A 21,526-nucleotide genomic window follows, 5' to 3' on the forward strand; every position below is an offset into this window, starting at 1 on the left:
TAGCTTTTACGCATAATGAAAATCCATATAATCGAGTAAATTAAAATTTAAATACTAGGTTTAAGAATGGATAATAAGCTCGGATTTGGTGCATTAACTGCATTTGTAATCGGCTCAATGATTGGTGCGGGGGTTTTTAGTCTGCCACAAAATATGGCAGCTGTTGCTAGCCCTGCAGCAGTTATAATCGGCTGGACTATTACGGGTGTAGGCATGATATTCCTTGCTATGTCTTTTCAAGTTTTATCATTACTAAAACCTAATATTAATAGTGGTGTTTTTGGTTACGCACAAGCAGGCTTTGGCGACTTTGTTGGATTTTGTTCAGCTTGGGGCTATTGGCTAAGTGCAATGCTTGCCAATGTGTCATACCTTGTGATTGTTTTTAGCACCTTAGGTATGTTCTTTGACAAACCTGGTCATATTATTTTTGGCATGGGTAACACTTGGCAATCAATTGTTGGCGCATCTGTTCTATTGTGGCTTGTTTATGCATCCGTAAGACGAGGTGTACAAACAGCTGCTACTATTAATACTATTACTACCGTTGCTAAATTAATTCCATTAGTGTTATTTATTTTCTGTACCTTAGTTGCATTTAAATGGCATACATTTACTTTTGATTTTACAGGTTTAGAATTTGGTCCCCAGCATGACTTGCTAAGCCAAGTTAAAGGCACCATGCTTATTACTGTATGGGTATTTATCGGTGTTGAAGGTGCTGTGATCGTTTCATCACGAGCTCGTAACCGTCGTGATATCGGCCGAGCGACTATTCTTGGACTACTGACAGCACTTATTATCTATGTCTTTGTTACACTGCTTTCTATGGGTGTTATTTCCACACCTGAATTAGCTAAATTCCATAATCCATCAATGGCACTTGTGCTTGAACATATTCTTGGCCCATGGGGTTCAATTATTATTGGTTGTGGTTTATTGGTCTCTGTTAGTGGTGCATTTTTAAGTTGGACAGTACTCGCTACAGAAGCACCACTACTAGCTGCACAAAATAATATGTTCCCTAAGTCTTATGCTAAAGAGAATAGTGCAGGTACCTCGATTAAAGCCCTTAACCTGACCATTATTTGTATTCAGATTTCATTATTTGCTGTTATCTATGCTGGCGGGACTTATAATTCATTACTCATAATTGCTTCAGAAATGATCTTAGTTCCCTACTTCCTTGTTGCGGCTTATACACTAAAACTTGCGATTAAAAATAAAAACCGCGGTAGATTATTATTTATCGGTTTAGGTTCGACGATCTATGGTTTATGGCTACTTTATGCTTCAGGGTTAAGCCACTTACTATTAGCTTCTTTATTATATTTACCAGGGCTATATTTCTTCATTAAAGCCAAGAAAGAGTTAAATCAACCTTCCTTTGTTGGTAAAGAACGTATTTTCGTTGTTGTATTAATTCTCTTGTCTTTATTTGCTATTTATATGGTTGCCACTGGGCATATTGTGTTAGAGAGTTAATATTTACTGATATCTATACTCAAAAAAAAGCCGTCTATTGAAGTTCTCCATAAAAATGGATACAATGCAATATTCGGCTTTTTTTATCAATCTTATCTAAGCTGTTGGTGCTCCCAGCTTATTTCTATTCGATTTCTACCCATTTTTTTTGCTTTTAATAACGCTAAATCAGCACGATGAATAAACTCTTCACTAGATTCATTAACTAATTCAGCAACACCTAAACTGCAGGTTAACTTAAATTCGCGATCAAAATCCCAGACTTTGTTTGCAATCGTTTCTCTAATTTCTTCCGCAATTTCAACAGCTGTACTCATATTCGTTTCAGGGCAGAAAAGTACAAACTCCTCTCCCCCCCAACGAGCAAACATATCAGAACGCCGTATTAGTTTATCAATCGTTTCTGCAAATTTAACTAATACCGTATCGCCAAAACCATGACCATAAGTATCATTTACCGCCTTAAAATGATCTATATCGATAAAAATCATTGAGAAAGGAATGTCATTTGATTGAGTTTGAATAGTTATCTCTTCTAACCATTCAGTTACAGTATGTCGATTTCTAATCCGCGTTAATGGATCAGTACAGGCTAAATGTTCAAATTTTAGACTTTTGTTATATAACAATCGATTGGCGTCACGTAAACGCTGGCTACGCTCTTCTGTGTGTTTTATTCTTTTATCAAGAATAAATCGTTCACTCATAATAATGATAATAGCGGTAACAACCCACAATAATAGCAATGCTTTAACTAAAGATGATTCTGATATCCATTCACCATAAAATACTAATCTATTTAATCGAATAGCATAATAGGACTCTTTAACATAACTTCCTGTAGCAATTTCAATCACTGAAATATTATCAAATTGCCGACTCGACTTATCGACAGGAATATTGTTTTCAGCGATCCACCACGATAACACTTGAAAGTTTCGCAATGGGAAAATCTTCAATCCATCATCAACACCCGGTGAATATTCAATCGCGTTAAACTTTAATGATATTGGATCATTTACATTTGCATAGGTTGGATCAAAATTACGTAAATATACTCTTACGCGTTCATCTTCAAGTGGACTCGTATAATCAATATCAATACCCACTGAGTGATAAGTACTTAAATCGATCCCTTTATCAATATAATTAGTCAACGAAATCGCTATTTCACAAAATGGCCACTTAGCTTTATTGATAATATTGCATTCTAAAAATACACTATGCTTATTAATTTCTAATGTTGCTGTTGTTGCCCCACTTTGGACTGAGTCATCAATAATTTTATATTGGCTATTTTGAGGCGTAACAATATATTCTTTCTGTGCTCCGCCAAAAAGATACCATCCATATGCCACTATGGTGAAAAAGACTAAAAATAAGACAATTGAACGAAGCCATTTATTTAACCCCGCCATAAATACCTCAAAATATTATCACAGCCAAAACCGATGTAAAATACTACATGCGAAAATGATAAATTAGCAGACAATATTAGGTTAAACAACTAATATTATTAAAGTTTTAAAAATACAGGTGCAATACATGGCATATAAATAAAAAACGCCGCAATTCAGCGACGTTTTAGTATTTTTTGAGATATAAATGACTGTTATTTAACGACGACGTTGAGCGTTTTTCCCTCTATTTTGGTGTACTTTACTCTTTGCCTTAGCGCGACGTTTTTCTGCAGATGCTCCACGATGAACAGACACGGTTTCAATTAAACTTGGATCAGGTTCATAACCTTCAAGCCATTGTTGTGGTAAACGAGTATCTAATAGCTCTTCTATCGCTTTTAATGCCCATTCTTCATCAAGACTCATTAATGTGATCGCATAACCTATATTTCCTGCACGGCCTGTACGACCAATACGATGAACATAATCTTCAGCATTAAACGGTAAATCAAAGTTAACAACATACTCTAGTTGCTGAATATCTAGACCACGTGCAGCCACATCCGTTGCTACTAATACACGCACTTTACCCGCTTTAAAATCATCTAAAGCGCGCTGACGAGCACCTTGACTTTTATCACCATTAATTGAAACAGCTTTAATGCCATCTAAACCTAAACTTTTAGCTAATTGATCAGAACCTTGTTTAGTTTTAGTAAACACTAACACTTGCTGCCAATTGCGCGAACCAATTAAATAAGCTAACAATTCCGATTTACGTTTTTTATCTACTGGATATACCATTTGTTGAACAGTATCAGCTGCTATATTTTCAGGTGTTACTTCCACCATTTTAGGATCAGTTAAAATACTAAAGGCTAATTTTTTAACTTGTTTTGAAAAGGTAGCAGAGAAAAATAATGTCTGTCGCTCAGCAGGCATGCGCTTCATGATACGGTTAATATCAATAATAAACCCCATATCAAGCATACGATCTGCTTCATCAAGCACAAATGTTTCTACATTCGCAAGTGATACATTACCGACAAAAACATGGTCAAGTAAGCGACCAGGTGTCGCAATTAAAATATCAACACCAGCTTTTAATGCTTTTATTTGAACATTCATGCTAGTGCCGCCATAAGCAACAGTAACTTTCAGTTCAGTATATTTACTGTATGCAATAAAGCTATCGTAGACCTGTTGTGCCAATTCACGGGTTGGCGTGATCACTAAAGCGCGAATTTTCGCACCTTGTTGGGGCTTAGCGTCTTCTATTCCCTGTTCTGTCAATGATGGCAATGTCATTAAACGTTGTAAAATAGGAAGCGCAAATGCTGCTGTTTTTCCGGTACCCGTTTGTGCCCCAGCCATCACATCATCCCCAGCCAATGCTAATGGAATCGCTTGCAGCTGCACATCTGTTGGCTTTTCATAACCTAACTCTGTAACAACTTGCAATAATTTAGGGTGAAGACCGAGCGTTTCAAACGACATAGTGTATTCCTAGCAATAAATACGCTTATACCAATAGAGCGGCATAAGAAAACAAGCGCGGATTCTAACATAAAAAAAAGCACTTCGCCATGAAGTGCTTTTCGTTACACAATAAATATTGCTGAATTACATAATAGTTACTGTTTAATATTCAGGAAAGCAGCACCACGAACGCCACCAGCATCACCGTGTTTTGCTTTTACAATTTTTGGTGCTTGTGACACTGACAATAAGTATTTAGGTAAACGCTTTGGTAATTCATCATAAATTAATTCAAAATTAGATAAACCACCACCTAACACCACAACATGAGGATCAACACCCGAGAATAAGTTAGCAAAGCACATTGCTAATATTTCCATAAAACGATCAACGTGCTGTTGTGCTTTTTCATCACCCGCAGCATGGCGTTCAATAATCTCTATTGCTTTTAGTTTTTCACCGTAATAATGCGCATAAATCTGTTCAAAACCACGACCAGACAAATAGTTATCAATACAGCCTTTTTGACCACAACCACAATCAAATAATGGTGCGTTTTCACCTAAATGTAACCATGCATCTAATGGTAAACGCGCATGACCAAACTCACCACCGACATGGTTTAAGCCTGAAAAGACCTTACCGTTAAACACCATACCACCACCAAAACCAGTGCCTAAAATAAGCCCCAATACTGACGGTGCATCTTGATGTTCATCGTCCCATGCTTCAGATAATGCAAAACAGTTAGCGTCATTATCAAGGCTGACACTACGACCCAGTTTTGCTTCTAAGTCTTTGCGCAATGTACGTCCTTTGGCTGCAGGGACATTTGAGGTTAATACAGTCCCATCTCGTGCATCTTCAATTCCGGGAATACCCAGTCCAACAGCACCTTCACAACCAAATTTAACATCTGCAGCAGTAATAATAGACACAATCGTATCGATAAGTTTATCGTAATCATCACTCGGTGTTGGTACACGCTCTGTTGCTACGCGCTCTAGTTTTTCATTAAATGCACCAAATTCAATTTTAGTTCCGCCTACATCGAAGCCGTAGTACATCCTATTCTCCTACAAATAATGTTTAACTACACCGTGAGCTTATAACTCATTAAATATACTAAAAATTATCCACATTTAGACCAAAAGTGACTGTGATCTACGGCTAATTCAGCAGTTATTGTTCAACTCAATTTTAATGTTATTCAGTCAGCATCACATTTTTAAATCGATGTTTCATCAATCGACATAAATTTTTCTAATACAGCCAGTGATGATTCCTCAGGCACTAAGCGATTCATCTTACCTGCAATATAATTTTCGCGGAAAACATCGAACCATAAATCTAGTAGCTCAGCGTTATGGTGCTCACCAAAAACATCGATAATTCTGGCCGCAACTTCAGCGGTACCCAGTTGATTTTCTTTTGATGCTTCACGCATTTTGTAACGTGATGGCTTATCTGGATTAATCGACAATAGCGGGAAACGATCAAGGTATGGGCTCTTACGGAACATTTTTTTAGCTTCCGCCCAGCTGCCGTCTAACATTATAAATAATGGTCGCTTCCCTGTTTCAAGCTCTATTGTCTTCGCTTCTCTTTCTGGTGCGTATTCCGCAGGAAAAACCACATAAGGCTGCCATTGAGGATCATCTAATAATGCTAACATCTCAACGTTAGGTTCAGTGCGCGACCAAATATAAGCAAAAGTATCTTCAAACACATCTGCAATTAATCGACCGGTATTACTCGGTTTTAGAATTTCGTCATCAAACATTACCAATAAAAAAGCCGCGTTTGATTTGGCTAATGGACGATGTTCACAAATACACAGATGCGTACGCAACATACATTGACGACAGCGTTGGACTTTACAGCCACGAGCAAGGAAAGGACGAGTTGAACGTGCAAGACGTTCTTCATAAAGAGTATGTACAGCATGAATGCGCATAGCGACTAACCTAAAACAGGAAAAACGCCTGCATTTTACATAAACCGTACTAAACATACAGTCATTATCAATATTACAGGATGGCTAGCATAATATTGTTTAATTTATAGTCGTATTTGCTTCAACCGCCGTTAAGATAAACTCTCCTTTACTGTCTGTGTAGCAATCATCACTATTAATAATTGTGGTGGTATTACGACCTTTTTTCTTTGATTCATATAACGCTAAATCAGATTTTTCTAACCATGATTTATAATCGCTTAGTTTAGGGTTCCACTCACACACACCAAGACTGATTGTGACTTTAACAATCCCTCGCTGATCATCAAATACCGTTTCTTTTTCAATACGGTTACGCAGCCTTTCGGTAAAGTAACCTGCAAGCTCTGCTGATGTTCCAGGTAAAATAATACCAAATTCTTCACCACCATAACGGCCAGCAATGTCTGTTTGTCGTTTTGTTCGACGTAAAACATCAGCGATAACTTTTATTACTCCATCGCCCGCGACATGACCAAAAGTATCATTAACACGTTTAAAATGATCAATATCAAACATCACTAACGTTGCTGGTGTTTGCGTTTGCTGGCAATACTCAAATGCGTCAGCTAAACAATTTTCCCAATGGCCCCGATTATAAAGTTGGGTTAGTCGATCTGTAATACTTAAATGCGTCAGCTGTTTATTTGATTCATGAAGATGATTTTTGTTTTTAGCAATATCAGTAACATCAGTAATAGTTAAACAAATATGCTTATATTCACCTGATAATGATCGTAATGGTGTTAAGGTCATATTCTGATACATAATATCTGAGCTACTAGATATTGGACAAAAGTTTAAAAAACGAAACACCCATGGCCGATCTTCCCATGCAGAAAAGGAATGCATTCGTAACTTGAACGTCGATCGTATTTTATTTTTCAACCACGACTGAGGTAAGTCAGGTACTACATCAAATAGCGATTTACCCATAATCTGCGTACTAGAAATACCACTATATGCTTGCATGAATGTATTCCATGCACAAACATTATAGGTCTCATCTAATATAACAACACCCGCATCAAGATTATCTAATACTTGCATCGTTAAATGAAAATCAGCTAAAGATATTCCGTTCAATGTAATGATTCCATCACTTTATCATTAATAATAGTTAGAGAGTGGCTATCCATAATAAATAAGACATCACAATCAACATCTAATATCTCGGCCTTATAGGTATATTCAATGGTGAAATAGGTATTTGTATCACATTGCGTATGATGCAAATTCATATATTCTTCAAGAACAATGGGTTGCCGAACTGAAAATGGTATTAATATTTGCTCTGATAATGCTACTAAAAAAGAAGACACCATTAAATTTGCAATGTCAATAACAACTTCATTTTTATATTCGTCGGTTTGACTAAAACCCAATTTTTCACCAAAGACATGAATATCTTTACCATGTAGTTCAACTAAAGCTTCGCCGTGAATACCACCGCCGACAAAACGCTGTGTTATCGCGATAAGTTGATTATCATTACGAATATCAGCAATCGCCATAGATAAATCACTGCTTTTCATAAATGCCACATTGGGTAACGGCATTTTAATAAAATCGCCTAAATGATCGGAAATGATAGCCGCCCCTCTTCCAAGGGCAATATTGGCTATTTCACGAATATTATCTATTGAGTGCTCACTAATTAAATGTGTATCTATGACTGAATCTTTCGTCCTATCAAACACTAGTCCTAAGCGCTGAGAAAGCTTTATCAACTGTTTATGATCAAAAGGCTTCGGTAAAAAATAATCTGCCCCTAATGCTAAACTTCTTTCCATTGCAGTGCATTGAACATCAGCAGATAACACAATAATTGTGGTTTTAAAGTCGCGTACAGGTAACGATTTCATTACACTAAAACCATCCATCACCGGCATGGTTAGATCTAAAAACATAATATCAATATCAATATTTTTTAAGTGATCAAGTCCCTCTTTTCCATTTCCAGCATAGAAAAAAGTCGCATTAGTGCATGACTGTAGGGATCGTGTAATGGACTTATGTACCAATACTGAATCGTCACAAATGAGAATATTTATCTTTTTAATCATCAGATTAATCACTTACCCACGAAACTTAAATTCAGTATAAAGCAAAGCAACAATCTGCTGTAATATAAATTATGCATTCAGTGACATACATCTAAATATTGAGCTTACTTCCAAAAAAAAAGTAAAAATAAAAAATAAATTTTATATTTGACCTTATTATATTTATTTTATAAATTCATTTTTGTTTCCTAAAATCAATATCGCTTTCATTAAGTAAATATAATCATTGGCCATATAGTTACCCAACAGCTTTTTTATAATAGAATCAGGACATAATTTTTATATCAGCCATAGGATAATATACATGAAAGCTCTTCGTTGGATTGTCGGTCGCATCATCCTTATACTTAATGCCATTTTTTCACCACGCGGAATGCAACGCGATACGTTAGAGCAGCAGGCTGTTGATGCTGCTGTCGCCAATATGCAGCTTTATCAATTTGAAACATGCCCTTTTTGTGTAAAAGTACGACGTCATGCAAAGCGTTTAAATATACCACTTATTACTCGCGACGCTAAAGTTGCGCCTTGGGATAAAGAACTGTTAGAGCAAGGTGGAAAGCGCAAAGTTCCTTGTTTACGCATTGAAGAAAATGACCAAATCACCTGGATGTATGAATCAAACGATATTATTGCGTATTTAGATAAGCGATTTGCTTAACATCAGCAACAAATAACACCATATCAGCAAATAAATATTCAAGTCCTGCTGTTAGAAGCCGATACATATTCATATCTTTTATCTCTAGCGGATAAAAGCAGAATGGTTATCGGCTTTTTTAACCGTTGAATTTTTCACTTATTGGTTATAAATAAGTTCTACAGGGCTGTATATGAGAAAAAATCATACAATTACCACTGACGATATTTTAATAAAATTATGTCACTCTCTTGCTGATGTATTGTCACGCGCCACAGACAGTCAAATTAAATACTCACCGATGGTACAAAAAATTAATAAAACCAGTTTAAAACCAGATATCGGATGTTTTGTTTTATTTGATGGCGGCTTTACCGGGTTAGTTGTTACCAATTTCTCTGCACCAGCCGCTATGGAGCTCTATCAAAATTATATGCTACGCATGGGTTTTACAGATACAGATCTTGCCATCCATCATACTGCAGATGACGTGGCAAACATTTTAGGGGAGTTAATGAACCAAGTCGTTGGAGATTTCACTGGTAAAATTGGACGAGAATTGAACATTTCAATTACTCAAAACCAGCCCAAGATGTTGGCATTACATAAACAGATTATATTGTCGGTTGATACCAATCTAGATCGCCCACAAGTTCGGCGCGTCAGTTTTACCACCAGTAATAACAATATTTTTTATCTTGAACTCGCAATGGATAAGACTGAATTTATTCAACTCGAAGCTTTTGAAGTTGATGAACAAGATCCTGATACCATTTTTGAAACAGCCTATGTTGCTCAACAACAAAACCAACGTATTTCAGAAAATAAACCCATCGACAATAATAATGACAATCAAGATTTACTTGAACAATTAGGATTATAAATATTTTAATCAGTAGGTGACTTTTTATAAATACATTGTTGCCTACTTACATTTTATGCGTTGTCACTTACTGTTAATACCACTTTATAATGTAATTATGTGATCATTAACGTTATTTCATTTCATTATGCAATTTACAAAATCCTCAAATCCATATAATTTCGACACCACTTCTAGTTCGTGAGTTTTAATAATGTCTCAATCTCGTGTTGCCAGTTTTGAATGTGGTCGAATTATCGCTACTATCGCTATTATTGCCTTACATTGCCAAATTTTTATGCAAGCGCCACTCTTTAACGGCCAACCATTATTAGGCATGGGTCTTAATCAAATGAGTCGTTTTGCTGTACCACTATTTTTTATTATGGCTGGTTACTTCATTCAACCTCGTTTAACAACTGAGCGCATTCCCTACTTATGGCGCTATGCTCGTCCTTTACTGATCATGTGGGCATCATGGAGCATTATTTATCTCATTTTACCGTTTAACTTTCATATTGTAGCAACCGATGGCTATTTTGCTGAACGCGGAATGTACTGGCAAAAACTATTAGCAACGCCATTAAATACTCTTTTTGAAGGGGGATTAGTACACCTTTGGTATATTCCGGGTTTACTCAGCGGGTTAACCGTTATTACTATCCTATTACGTTTCAAGCTAGAACGATTGATTATCCCTGTGGCTAGCGGATTGTTTATCTTTGGTTTAATGGCGGGAAGTTACGCCCAAATGACAGATTTAAGCTCGCCGATATTCACTCGTAACGGTCCATTTTTTAGTACCTTTATGATTATGCTTGGGTTTGAAGTTCGTCGTCGTAATATCAGTATTAACTTAAAATACAGCATCATAATGTTAGTCATTGGATTTGCATTATTTATTGGTGAAGCAAACTACTTATCCCTACAAGAAAATGGATCTTTTTTCCATGATTTCCTTTTGGGAACTCCGCTATGGGCATTAGGTATTTTCTTTGCTTTATTGGCTAAACCAAACTTTGGTGACAATAAAATCACCCATACATTAAGTAAAGATGTATTAGGTATTTACCTCTGTCATCTTATTATTGTGATTTATTATTTAAATATTGTCAGACTATTAGGCATTAATTCAATTATTGCGAGTATTTTGGCAGTACCTGTCGTATTGATTGTATCGACACTTATTGTTCGAGGTTTACGTAAAACACCGATAGCGCGTTTCCTCGTACGCTAAATCAATAACTGATACTATTAAAAAGTTCTTATGGTCATCACGATTATAAGGACTTTTTTTTACCTAGATAATGAGTAAACAAAGCTGTAAACATCATTTTCAATGCAAAAAATGTTTAAGCATTAACTAAATTTCAACGCAATGACACGCTTTTAGTCTCGCATGATTGCCTCTATTAGTTACATACAGATAACATTGTTAATAATTTCTGTTTGTTCTATTGATAAGGAAATGATTCAATGGCTAAATTACATCCGCTATCTTTCATCATTGGTAGCTTTTTTGCTGCTAATAGTTACGCAATGACCCCTCAACCAGATCCTGATAATGTCGGTGGTTATGTTATTGAACGTTCCGAAATAATAGCAGCAGAAAACGCAAAAACCCTTGATCCTATGTATGATGTTTGGGCGAAAGCATTAGCGACAGCATCAAATACTGTCGTTGAAAATATCGCACCAGGATTGAATACTAACCCTGATAACGTAAAACGCGTCGAGCGAGTTTTTCCTGAAACTGAATGGAATTACCTCACTCAAATGGCAGCTCCTGAATATACATATACTCGTTTTTTACGTGCAATAGGTAAATTCCCCGCTTTCTGTGGTGATTACACTGATGGCCGTGATGCTGACGCTATTTGTAAGAAATCCATTATTACTGCTTTTGCCCATTTCGCCCAAGAAACTGGCGGCCATATTAGTATTGAAAACATCTCTGATAATCCACTAGGACTAGAAGAATGGCAACAAGCATTAGTGCATGTGCGTGAAATGGGATGGTCTGAAGGTCAACCAGGTTACACCACAGGTTGTGGTCAAGATGATTGGCAAAATAAACGCTGGCCTTGTGCTGAGGGGCAAGGTTACTTTGGGCGTGGCGCAAAACAACTCTCCTACCACTTTAACTATGGCGCTTTTTCTGAAGTTATGTTTGACGGCGATGCAACAGTATTGCTGAATAACCCAGGGCTTGTGGCTGACTCTTGGCTCAATCTCGCTTCGGCTATCTGGTTCTTCTTAACACCTCAAGCACCTAAACCAGCCATGTTACATGTCATCGATCGTACTTGGACTCCTTCACAGCGAGAAACAGATGCTGGTATTGGTTATGGCTTTGGTACCACAATTAACGTCATCAATGGTGGTATTGAGTGTGGCGAACAAAACAAAGATAAAGGCCAGCCTGTTAACCGTATTCGTTATTGGGAAGGCTTAGTTGCAAACTATCAAATTCCATTAAAAAGTGATGAAACCAATACTTGTTGGCAACAAACTCCTTATGGCAGTTTAAATCTAAATGGTGCAACTGATGTGCTTTACACTAACTGGGATGCAAACTGGAAATATTATCCAGATCGTCCAGGCGGTGTCTCGTTTGAGTGTGAGTTAGTGGGTTTCCAAACGGCTTATTCTGCTCTTGTTGCTGGCGACTATGAAAAGTGTGTAGCTAACTTCTATGGTTCTCATGCTAACTGGCCTGCCGTTCGTGTAGTCGATAAATTAGATCCAGATGCTGGCGGCGGTACAACTGATCCAACCGATCCACCCGTTGATGGTGTAGCAAGTTGGGAGCAAAATAAAGTCTATACTGGTGGCGAGCAAGTATCTTACAAAGGTGCAATTTATGAAGCTCAATGGTGGACACAAAGTGATCAACCTGATTTAGGCGGCCCGTGGAAGTTAATTAAAGCGGCAACTGATAGCACAGTTACGCCACCTGTAACACCACCGACAGATGACACTGTCACACCACCAGTAACACCGCCAACCGATGAAAAGCCAACACCAGAGTTACCTGCTGATGTTGCAGTATGGGAAACTAATGCTGTTTATAACGGTAATGATAAAGTTAGCTACCAAGGTAAAATATACCAAGCGAAATGGTGGAGCCAAGGTAACACCCCAACAGCAGGCAATCCGTGGGTTTTATTACCTTAATCTTTTCGGTTTGTTGAACAATTACATTAACCATTAAACACAATAAAAATGGCCTCATAATAAACGTCTTATACTTAAAGATGCTTACTATCAAGGCCATTTTTTATTGTTCGCAATAACTGTTATTTTGTTGCCGCATCAAAAACTAATTTACCTAATCGATATAGTCGCTTCGCTTGCTCACTATAATCAATCGTCTCTCCTTGCGCACGGCGACGATTAAGTTGGGTATTAATACCATCTTGATAAACCTGCTGTAGCTGTGATTGTAAGCTATCAAGATTATAGGGAATACGATCACGACTAACAGAAAACGGCAAAATATATTCAGCGTCCATAATTTCACAGTTATATTTTACAGCGTCAGCAATAATACGTCCTTTTGGGGTTTGTGGGGCATTTAAGTCATAAGGCGGTAACCACTCATCAATCGGCTTAAGTTTGTCGACTTGGTTCACCAACATGATCACCTTAGGCGCTTTTCGATGCTGATTTTGCTGTTGTTTATAAAAATTATCTAATGATCCCTTTAAAGCGACATCAACTTGACGTGATGATTGATTAGCTTTTAATACCCAAATAACCATATCACTTTGAGTCATTTGTTTAAGCAATTCTTTATCGGTTTCTACACTGCCATCAATACCGGGCAAATCGATAAGATTTATTAAATCAAGCCCTTCAACTTCACATTTATAGGTCGTGACTTTATCGGTTGACGGTAAGGCACTCACTTCAGCAGCAATTTCACCCAGTAAGCCGTTAATCACCGAGGATTTGCCAGCACTCACCTGACCCACAACAGCTACACGCAATGGCTCAACCGCTATCGCTGTCGCTTGTTTATCTTGATCGTGTAGCTGACTATGGGGCACGGCGGCATCATCAAGCTTAAAACGACCACCATATAAATCAATCGCTACTGATGCCACTTCTTGGAGTAACGTTGCTTTTAATTTAGCTTGGACTTCAGCACTGACATCATCAAATAACTTACCAACGACTAATCCTCGTACTTCTGCTAACCAACCTGTGGGGGTCGCTATACGAAATAAACGATAAACGTCATAAGCACTTTTTGCATACCCCATTTTATCTTTAAGTGCATAACCTTGCTTCAAGCTTGTGAGAGTGATTTTTTCTGAAAATGGTACATGTTGCTGTAAAAAATGACGATAACGACGACTCACCTCTTCAACCATCATTAAAAACTCTGGCGCTGTAAATGCCAGTTTTTGCGTGTTTGATTGTTGATGATATTGTGCCGCGACATCAGCCACCAACACATAAGCATGGGCTTGTAAACTTTCCCATGCCGCATCTTCCGCTAGCTGTTTATCTATCACAGCTGTCATTTGTTGCCACACTTGATGATCGTGCTCGCTCCATTGAGGATTAGCTGCTACGCGTAATGGTGCAATATCATCAATGACAGCATCAGCAACGACACGTTTACGGCGCAGCCACCAATAAGGTACAAACGCCAATAAACAGCCACCAGCAATAATGGCAAAGAATAACCACCATAATCCTTGCTGAATAAGATCAACTACACCAAAGCCCGCTAATACCAATACCGGTAAACAGATAGCCGACATCACTAACGGCAAAAAACCTTCTGAAAGTTGATTGATTAACTGATAACTTTTACTGATCCGTTTCATTGGCTGTCCTTTTCGATGTTGCTTTTCGATGCTTGAGTAACTTGTTGTCGATCCGCTATGTTTTTGACAGTCGTAAATGCTTGTTGATAAGCCAATTTAATTTGATCTTTAGAAATTGGTTCGCCTTTACTACGGTGATACAAATACATACAAGCAGCGCGGCCAATAGCATAAGTTGATGAGAAACTCATCGCAGCTGCCGTTGCACTCCCTACGGTTTGACCATAAGCAGGAATAAACTTCACTAATTGATTCAAGCCTAATTTAGATAAATATTGCAATAAAAAACCAGAACCGAGCATACCAACAAATTCAGCATAATCTTTCTTATTCCAGCTAACACCATACTGATTGGCAAGGCTATGCAGCATCTTACCTTGAATAGCTGGCACACTAAATAACCCCACAGCAGGAATTGCATCACTAGCACCAGCAGCACCTGCGTACCACAACACTTCTTGACGCAGCTGGTAAAAATTTTGTTCTTCACGATTAGTATGCGCTTGTTGATTTGATAATAAACTCAACATCGGTAGCGCATCATTTAACGCATGATGTAAGTCATCAAGGCCGATAAACTGTTCATCATCAGGGATCAAATCAACCACTATAGGGTGATAGATAGTAGCAGTTTGTGATTGCCATTGAGCAGACTTTATTCCCCAGATGTCCATCACTCGTTGGTGGTTATAATCAATCGCCCGTTGGCGTTCTTGAGTATCAACAATGCTATTAACCGCAGTGTGAATAACCAGCAAATGTTTAATTACACCGCTGCGTTTTATCTGTTTTAAAGCATTTAATAGGCCTGATTGCTCCGGCTCTTCTGCTTTCATTACCAACAGCAATGCATGGCTTTTGCCACTACACATCGCAATATCTTCACTAGGATCATAATCCGCCTCACCCAATCCTCGCGTATCAAGAAAACACACTAACGGGCTTTCAACTGGATAAAGGTACTGGTGTGCTGTTCGTGTACAAGGTTGAAAACCATTGCCTATTTCAACCAAACTATTACCTGTAAGAGTCTGAATAATAGTTGATTTACCTGCCCCTGTTTTCCCTAGTAGCCATAATGTTGGTATGTGTTTTTGCCATTCATCAAACGCAGGCGCCAAATCAGGGTTAACGTTGGGATTTATATATTGATAAACTTTCTTAAAGAAGCGATTCATATCACCTTCTATATCTAAAATAGTAAAACAGTTATTGACTCTATTTTCATATATCGCTGTTTAATCAGTATTAGCAACATAGCATTAAATGAAAAAAGAGAATAATCTAAATGACTATTCTCTTTTTTATAACCTTATAAACCTAATTGATAACGCTGTTTAATCATCAGAATTATCATTAAAATACTGCACACGGCTTGAGCTAACTAAACTTGATACCACGATTGCCATGTAAAACACCCCTACAATCGCTTCAAGATATGCAAATACTTTAGCTATAGGGGTAATAGGTAAAATATCGCCGTAACCCAGAGTGGTTAAGGTTACAAAACTAAAATAAGCCGCATCAGCAAAGTTTTCATGCCATGGGCCTTTATTAATTCCATGAAATGATCCTGGCAAGAAGTGAATTAAAATTAAATAACCAATAGCCCACATTAAACCAAGCAATAAAAACAAGGTCATTGAGCCAATGATTTTGTTGGTATTAATCGAGCCAGTAAACAGTATTTGCCGCATGATTGAACGAAAAGTGCCATAAAAAAAGATAAACATCAGTAACAACATGATCACTTCTATTTCTTCGACGCCTAAAACTGCGCGAGTAATCACCGCCACCAGCCATGCAACCACTAACGATAATAAAAATCTAAACCAACTCTTATCAAACCGTAAACTTAATAGGCAAATACCGAAAGTTATTAATGTAAAAGCTTCAAGTATGTATTGCAACAGGCCCGATGTGATCACTTTATCTAACGATGCACTGATCAATAAGAACACTAAAGCTAATGTCAAATAGAAGAAATTGTTTTGATTATTAATGTGTTGGCTTTTTTTATTCAACATTGACAATATTCCTTATTGTTGTTCATACCCTGTAAGCTCCATAAACCCTTTACCTTTTTGTGACCCAGTCACGTTTATTGGGCCTTCCCAATACGGGAATAAAAAATGTAACCACTGATCACGCCGTACAACATTTGTTTGAAGTTTTAATCCTTGCGATGGAATTTCGATTAACCAACTTAATGGAAAAGAAATACCACTGACTTCTCGAAAATGCATTGGCTTCATACGAATTTGATTATTATCTAATGTCACCATAGTACCATCAGGCCACGAACGTGAACCGATAAAATAAGGTGTTTGTCCTTTTTCACGTAACTGTGACACCATTAACGCACTACCATCTTCAAGATGAATCGAAAACCAATCCCACCCCAGCTGTTTCGCGCTGAGCATGCTACTGCTCCATTCACGATCAAACCAACCACGGCCATCAACTTTATATTGCTCACCATCTAACTCAATGATTCCATCAATATTCAAAAATGGCGCACTGTAATAGTAAGAAGCAATACCAAGTAGCGGATGTTTTTGGCTATAGCCTTTATCACCTTGTAAAATAATCGTTCCATTTTGATTGATATTTAATCGAGCTAACATATCATCATCAGAGAATTCAAGCTCACCAGGAAAAGGATTGCTGGTTGGTGCTCGCCATGACCAATTATCTAGCCAAGCACGAAACGGTTTAAGACTCACCCCTGCTTGACCAATTCCCCCACGTGCAAATCTTTCTGCTGTCCAAATTTTCTTTTTCGTGGTTATCACCGCATGCGCCATATACATCTGTGGCGTTTTCCAACCCGTCAGCTCGTCATCACTGGTTGCCATTCGAAATAGCGTCCATTGCACCGAGATTTCTTTCCCTGTTTCTGTTTTTAGATTTGCGGTTAAATACCACCATTCAGCAAGATATTGAGGGTGCTCACCATAATCTCGAGGAAAAATGATGGGCTCACCTTTAACCACCGGTTCAAATACAAAGTTTTGTGATTGAGTCAGTGTTTTTACGGTGTTACTTCGCACGGGCTGATCATCACAACCACCTAATAACATCATGCTTATAATTATGATCGCGACAGAAAATAAATGCCAACGCGATCCTTTGGTTGTAGCGCTCATTAAAATGACTCTCGTAAAGATAAAATCGCAGAACGACGCACTAAACGCCATACTGGCCACGCTCCTGCGACTAATAGCACCAATAAAGCCGTACTTAATGTCAACAAATAGTCATACGGGAAATACTGTATTTGCATTGTCCAACCAAATGAATATTTCAATACTACGTCAATCAATAACTGGGCTAAAAGTAACCCTAGCGGTAATGCCATTAATGCGGTCATCAAACCAATAACCAGTAATTGCCCACCACCAAGTAATGTCAATTCCATTCCGGTCATTCCCATACAACGCAATAATGAAAATTGCCGCTGTCGAGACATTTCACCCGCAATTGTTGCGAAGAATAATCCACAAATAGCAATAAATAGCGTTAAATGACCCAACGTTGATGTCACAACAAAAGTACGATCAAATACCACCATCGCTTGTTTCATTAATGCGGCAGTGTTACGAACGCGTTCTGGCTGTAATCTAAATTGTTCACCTAACTTGGCCAATAATAGCTCTGCCTTTGCACCATTTTTTAAATGAATAGCTAGTCCTACTTGTCCTGAATGCGGCCAAAAGCGTTGCCATTTTTTTTGAGAAATAAGCACCTGTCCATAAGGATTACCATAATCATAATAAATACCAACAACATGCCAACCTTCATTCATCGGCGCAGGTAGATTAATAATATCGCCAGTTTTCCAATGGTGTTTTAATGCCATAGATTCGCTAACCATTACCGCACGAGTATGATGTAGTTTTTGCCAATAATTAAGACTTTCCTCTTTTAGTGACAGTGCTTTTTTCTCACCGACAGTTTGACCAATACTCATGACTTGAATAGTGCCGCTATCTGATGGCGTTTGTTTTTGCCACCGCCACCATACTTGCTCGACGTCTGGTTGCTCTTGCAGCCATTTTGAAATACGTGGTGCCATATTCATCGAAGGACGAACGTAAATATCGGCAGCCAATCGTTGCTCAAGCCAATTTTCAGTGGTGTTTCGAAAACTGCCCACCATGGTTTCCATGCCAATATTCGATGCCAATGCCAGCATAAATGCCATTGCTGCTATACCGCGGTAACTTAAGCTTGCTGCAGCATCGAAGAAGAACCACCGCATACGGGCTCTACGACTTATATTGCCTAAAAGGTGAAATAGTAACCACAATAAGTAAGGCATCATTAAGCCAGATGCAATCAAAATAAATGCAATTAACGCAAACCCAGCAAGTTGCCCGTGTGGTAATTTATAAACAGCAAAAGCACCGAGGATAAACACGCAAGAAAACAACGCTTGCCACGCAAACTCTCGACCACTAAAACGCACTAATGATAGATGAGTTGCTAAACGTGCTGGCGGCGATTTAATTAATCGTACTAATGGCCATGTACAAGCAAAAGCACAACCAAAAATAGCGATGGCTAAACTTGCCGCACCCCACTGCCAATTCCAATGCACTTGAAGGCTAACATTGGCGTTATATAAATCATTCAATGATGCTGCAACCGATGGTAATAATTGTTGTGCTAGCAATAGTCCAATAATATTACCGCCAATAAGCCCCAGTATTACCCATAGACACAACTCACCAATTAATGCCCCTGCAAGCTGAGCACCTGTCACACCAAGTTGGCGTAAAATACCAACAAGCGGCTGTCTTTGTGCTAACGATAACGACATTGCTTGATAGAAAATAAATAACCCAACCACAAATGCAAGCATACCCATAGCGAATAAATTTAAATGAAATGCATTCGTCAAGGGTTCTAATTTAGCGCTTTGTTTACGTTCTAATGTTAAACCTGGTGGCAAAATATGGGTTAATTTCATTAACTGTTTGCGGCTCATCTCGCCACAAACAACAGAATTAAATCCTGAGCTTGGCTTTAATTCACGTAAGAGTGCAATATCAGCAACCATACGAGAATCATTCATACGACTATCACTGATTACTTTCATCGGACCAATTTGTCGACCCGAATCAAGAGTTAGCATATCACCACTTTTGATTCCAATATAACTAGCTAATTGCTCTCCAAGCATGATTGAATATGGTGGATGCATTAATGTTAATAATTTGATCTTATTTTCATCAATAACTGTATTTTTTATTGCGCCCAACATCGCAACGGGATCAATCCCTAATAATTGGAAATCACGTTGTTTCTCGGTAACAATGCGGTACTCAATTAATGGTGCGCAGCTTTTAAGCCCTGCACGACGCATTTGAATATAGAAACCTTGCGGGACATTCATACCAATTTGAGCGTGACGAATACGGTATGGAAATGGATTGGAAAAAAGTTGCTCGCCTTTACGGTAACTTTCTTTCGCTTGCTGGTTAACGCCCATTACACCAACTAATAGCGCAATGCCTAATGTTAATCCAAGCCAAACTAAAACAATTTGCAGAGGATGACGGCGATAATGCCCCCAAAGAGCATTAGCTACGGGGCGCAACATTTAGCTGACCTCCTTGCAAACGAATACATCCCTGCATATGGGCAGCAACTTTTTCACTGTGGGTCACGACTAATAACGTACAATGAAGTTGTTTCGTTAATGAAATAAGTAACCGTATAACAGCATCAGCATTACGTTCATCTAAACTTCCGGTCGGTTCATCCGCAAGTAACAATGTCGGCTCCATATAAATAGCACGAGCAATCGCAGCTCGTTGCTGTTGGCCTCCTGAAATTTCTTCAGGGTAACGTAATAATAAAGGTCTCAAATCGAGTGCGGAAATAAGTTTTAACCATAGTTTATCGTCATCAGCTAAGCCTTTTAACTGACGACAAAAACGAATATTATCTGCAACCGTTAGCGTTGGTAATAAATTATATTGTTGAAATACCAAACCGATATTTTTACGGCGAAACGCGGTACGCTCGCGTTCAGAAATCGCGTGTATGCCAATATTACCTAACCATATTTCACCCGACTCAGGCTTATCAAGCCCTGCGATTAAATTTAATAGCGTACTTTTCCCTGATCCACTCTCACCCATAAGTGCTAATTGCTCGCCAGGATTTAGCAATAAATTAGCCCCCTGAAGTACAGAATGATACTCAGTACCGTCTAGATAACCTTTGCAGAGTTCAGATAGTCGTAACATGTTCCATCACCAACGTTTACTTGCATTACACATTAACTACTTTTTATGTTGGTCTCTAATAACCAACATAAATAATTATGCAATATTACCTGCTTTATCCTTGATATAACAGTTTTGGCATTAAGTATTGTCACTTAACTCCCTATAAAATAAAATATTAGACTTTAACAATAGATAGCTACAGAATAAGAACAATAAACAATCACTAAAAGCAATATCATTACCTAAATTTCAACATTAATAACTATGATAAAAAAGCTCTTCCCTAATATAAAAATAAACAAGATTAGTTATTAAAACATAGCTATAGTCCTACTACAGTGAATACTGTTTTAATTTATATCGTAGATTCAGTATATGCGTTAAACACCATAATATTCGTAGTGATAATAATCATATTAACCAATAAAAACTATCATCTTTTGAAGTTTATAATTGCTTTTAATCAATAAAAAGCCATTATCTAAAAATACGATCTTAAAACATTTATTTTCAGC

General features: G+C 37.9%; 17 protein-coding genes. 5 read left to right on the forward strand and 12 right to left on the reverse strand.

Annotated features, from left to right (window positions below; genetic code table 11):
- Positions 1-66: 66 nt before the first annotated feature.
- Complete coding sequence (locus BTN98_RS06080; protein WP_060997582.1) at positions 67-1,485, forward strand: basic amino acid/polyamine antiporter; 1,419 nt, start codon at positions 67-69, stop codon at positions 1,483-1,485.
- 92 nt (positions 1,486-1,577) lie between these two features.
- Here BTN98_RS06080 and BTN98_RS06085 read toward each other — a convergent pair whose 3' ends face one another.
- The 6 genes from BTN98_RS06085 to BTN98_RS06110 form a co-directional block, all read right to left on the reverse strand.
- Complete coding sequence (locus BTN98_RS06085; protein WP_060997581.1) at positions 1,578-2,903, reverse strand: GGDEF domain-containing protein; 1,326 nt, start codon at positions 2,901-2,903, stop codon at positions 1,578-1,580.
- Positions 2,904-3,101: 198 nt separating this feature from the next.
- Entirely contained in the window at positions 3,102-4,382 is a 1,281-nt protein-coding gene (locus BTN98_RS06090; RefSeq protein WP_060997580.1) for a DEAD/DEAH box helicase, read from the reverse strand.
- A 137-nt stretch (positions 4,383-4,519) separates the two neighbouring features.
- Positions 4,520-5,431, reverse strand: a complete 912-nt coding sequence (nagK, locus tag BTN98_RS06095; protein WP_060997579.1) for an N-acetylglucosamine kinase — start codon at positions 5,429-5,431, stop codon at positions 4,520-4,522.
- 161 nt (positions 5,432-5,592) lie between these two features.
- Positions 5,593-6,321 carry a tRNA-uridine aminocarboxypropyltransferase gene (locus BTN98_RS06100; protein ID WP_060997578.1) on the reverse strand — a complete coding sequence of 243 codons (729 nt, stop codon included), beginning with the start codon at positions 6,319-6,321 and terminating at the stop codon, positions 5,593-5,595.
- A 99-nt stretch (positions 6,322-6,420) separates the two neighbouring features.
- Positions 6,421-7,446, reverse strand: a complete 1,026-nt coding sequence (locus BTN98_RS06105) for a sensor domain-containing diguanylate cyclase (protein WP_060997577.1) — start codon at positions 7,444-7,446, stop codon at positions 6,421-6,423.
- The gene (locus tag BTN98_RS06110) at positions 7,443-8,426 is read right to left on the reverse strand and encodes a response regulator (RefSeq protein ID WP_060997576.1); all 984 of its coding nucleotides are present in this window, start codon (positions 8,424-8,426) and stop codon (positions 7,443-7,445) included. Before BTN98_RS06110 ends, BTN98_RS06105 begins: the two co-directional genes overlap by 4 nt.
- A gap of 304 nt (positions 8,427-8,730) precedes the next feature.
- On the opposite strand from BTN98_RS06110, the gene BTN98_RS06115 reads away from it, so the two are divergent.
- The 4 genes from BTN98_RS06115 (at position 8,731) to BTN98_RS06130 (ending at position 13,105) form a co-directional block, all read left to right on the forward strand.
- Positions 8,731-9,087, forward strand: coding sequence for a glutathione S-transferase N-terminal domain-containing protein (locus tag BTN98_RS06115; protein WP_060997575.1), 357 nt, complete (start codon positions 8,731-8,733; stop codon positions 9,085-9,087).
- 172 nt (positions 9,088-9,259) lie between these two features.
- Positions 9,260-9,949, forward strand: a complete 690-nt coding sequence (locus BTN98_RS06120) for a DUF3334 family protein (RefSeq protein WP_060997574.1) — start codon at positions 9,260-9,262, stop codon at positions 9,947-9,949.
- 193 nt (positions 9,950-10,142) lie between these two features.
- Complete coding sequence (locus BTN98_RS06125; RefSeq protein ID WP_060997573.1) at positions 10,143-11,165, forward strand: acyltransferase; 1,023 nt, start codon at positions 10,143-10,145, stop codon at positions 11,163-11,165.
- A 239-nt stretch (positions 11,166-11,404) separates the two neighbouring features.
- On the forward strand, positions 11,405-13,105 hold the full coding sequence (locus BTN98_RS06130; RefSeq protein WP_060997572.1) for a chitinase: 1,701 nt from the start codon (positions 11,405-11,407) through the stop codon (positions 13,103-13,105).
- Between the two features lie 122 nt (positions 13,106-13,227).
- Here the strand turns inward: BTN98_RS06130 and BTN98_RS06135 are convergent, their stop codons facing one another.
- From BTN98_RS06135 to BTN98_RS06160, 6 genes are all read right to left on the reverse strand, one after another.
- Positions 13,228-14,769 carry a GTPase family protein gene (locus BTN98_RS06135; RefSeq protein ID WP_060997571.1) on the reverse strand — a complete coding sequence of 514 codons (1,542 nt, stop codon included), beginning with the start codon at positions 14,767-14,769 and terminating at the stop codon, positions 13,228-13,230.
- The gene (locus tag BTN98_RS06140) at positions 14,766-15,947 is read right to left on the reverse strand and encodes a YcjF family protein (RefSeq protein WP_060997570.1); all 1,182 of its coding nucleotides are present in this window, start codon (positions 15,945-15,947) and stop codon (positions 14,766-14,768) included. Before BTN98_RS06140 ends, BTN98_RS06135 begins: the two co-directional genes overlap by 4 nt.
- Before the next feature lie 159 nt (positions 15,948-16,106).
- Positions 16,107-16,796 carry a potassium channel family protein gene (locus BTN98_RS06145; protein ID WP_060997569.1) on the reverse strand — a complete coding sequence of 230 codons (690 nt, stop codon included), beginning with the start codon at positions 16,794-16,796 and terminating at the stop codon, positions 16,107-16,109.
- A 12-nt stretch (positions 16,797-16,808) separates the two neighbouring features.
- A complete protein-coding gene (locus BTN98_RS06150; RefSeq protein WP_060997568.1) occupies positions 16,809-17,918 on the reverse strand; it encodes a lipocalin-like domain-containing protein in 1,110 nt (369 codons plus the stop codon).
- Positions 17,918-20,377 carry an ABC transporter permease gene (locus BTN98_RS06155; protein ID WP_060997567.1) on the reverse strand — a complete coding sequence of 820 codons (2,460 nt, stop codon included), beginning with the start codon at positions 20,375-20,377 and terminating at the stop codon, positions 17,918-17,920. The genes BTN98_RS06150 and BTN98_RS06155 overlap by 1 nt, the downstream gene beginning before the upstream one ends.
- On the reverse strand, positions 20,358-21,029 hold the full coding sequence (locus BTN98_RS06160) for an ABC transporter ATP-binding protein (protein WP_060997566.1): 672 nt from the start codon (positions 21,027-21,029) through the stop codon (positions 20,358-20,360). Before BTN98_RS06160 ends, BTN98_RS06155 begins: the two co-directional genes overlap by 20 nt.
- Between the last annotated feature and the right edge of the window lie 497 nt (positions 21,030-21,526).

The sequence above is a fragment of the Photobacterium aquimaris genome (assembly GCF_002954455.1).
Classification (GTDB): Bacteria; Pseudomonadota; Gammaproteobacteria; order Enterobacterales; family Vibrionaceae; genus Photobacterium; species Photobacterium aquimaris.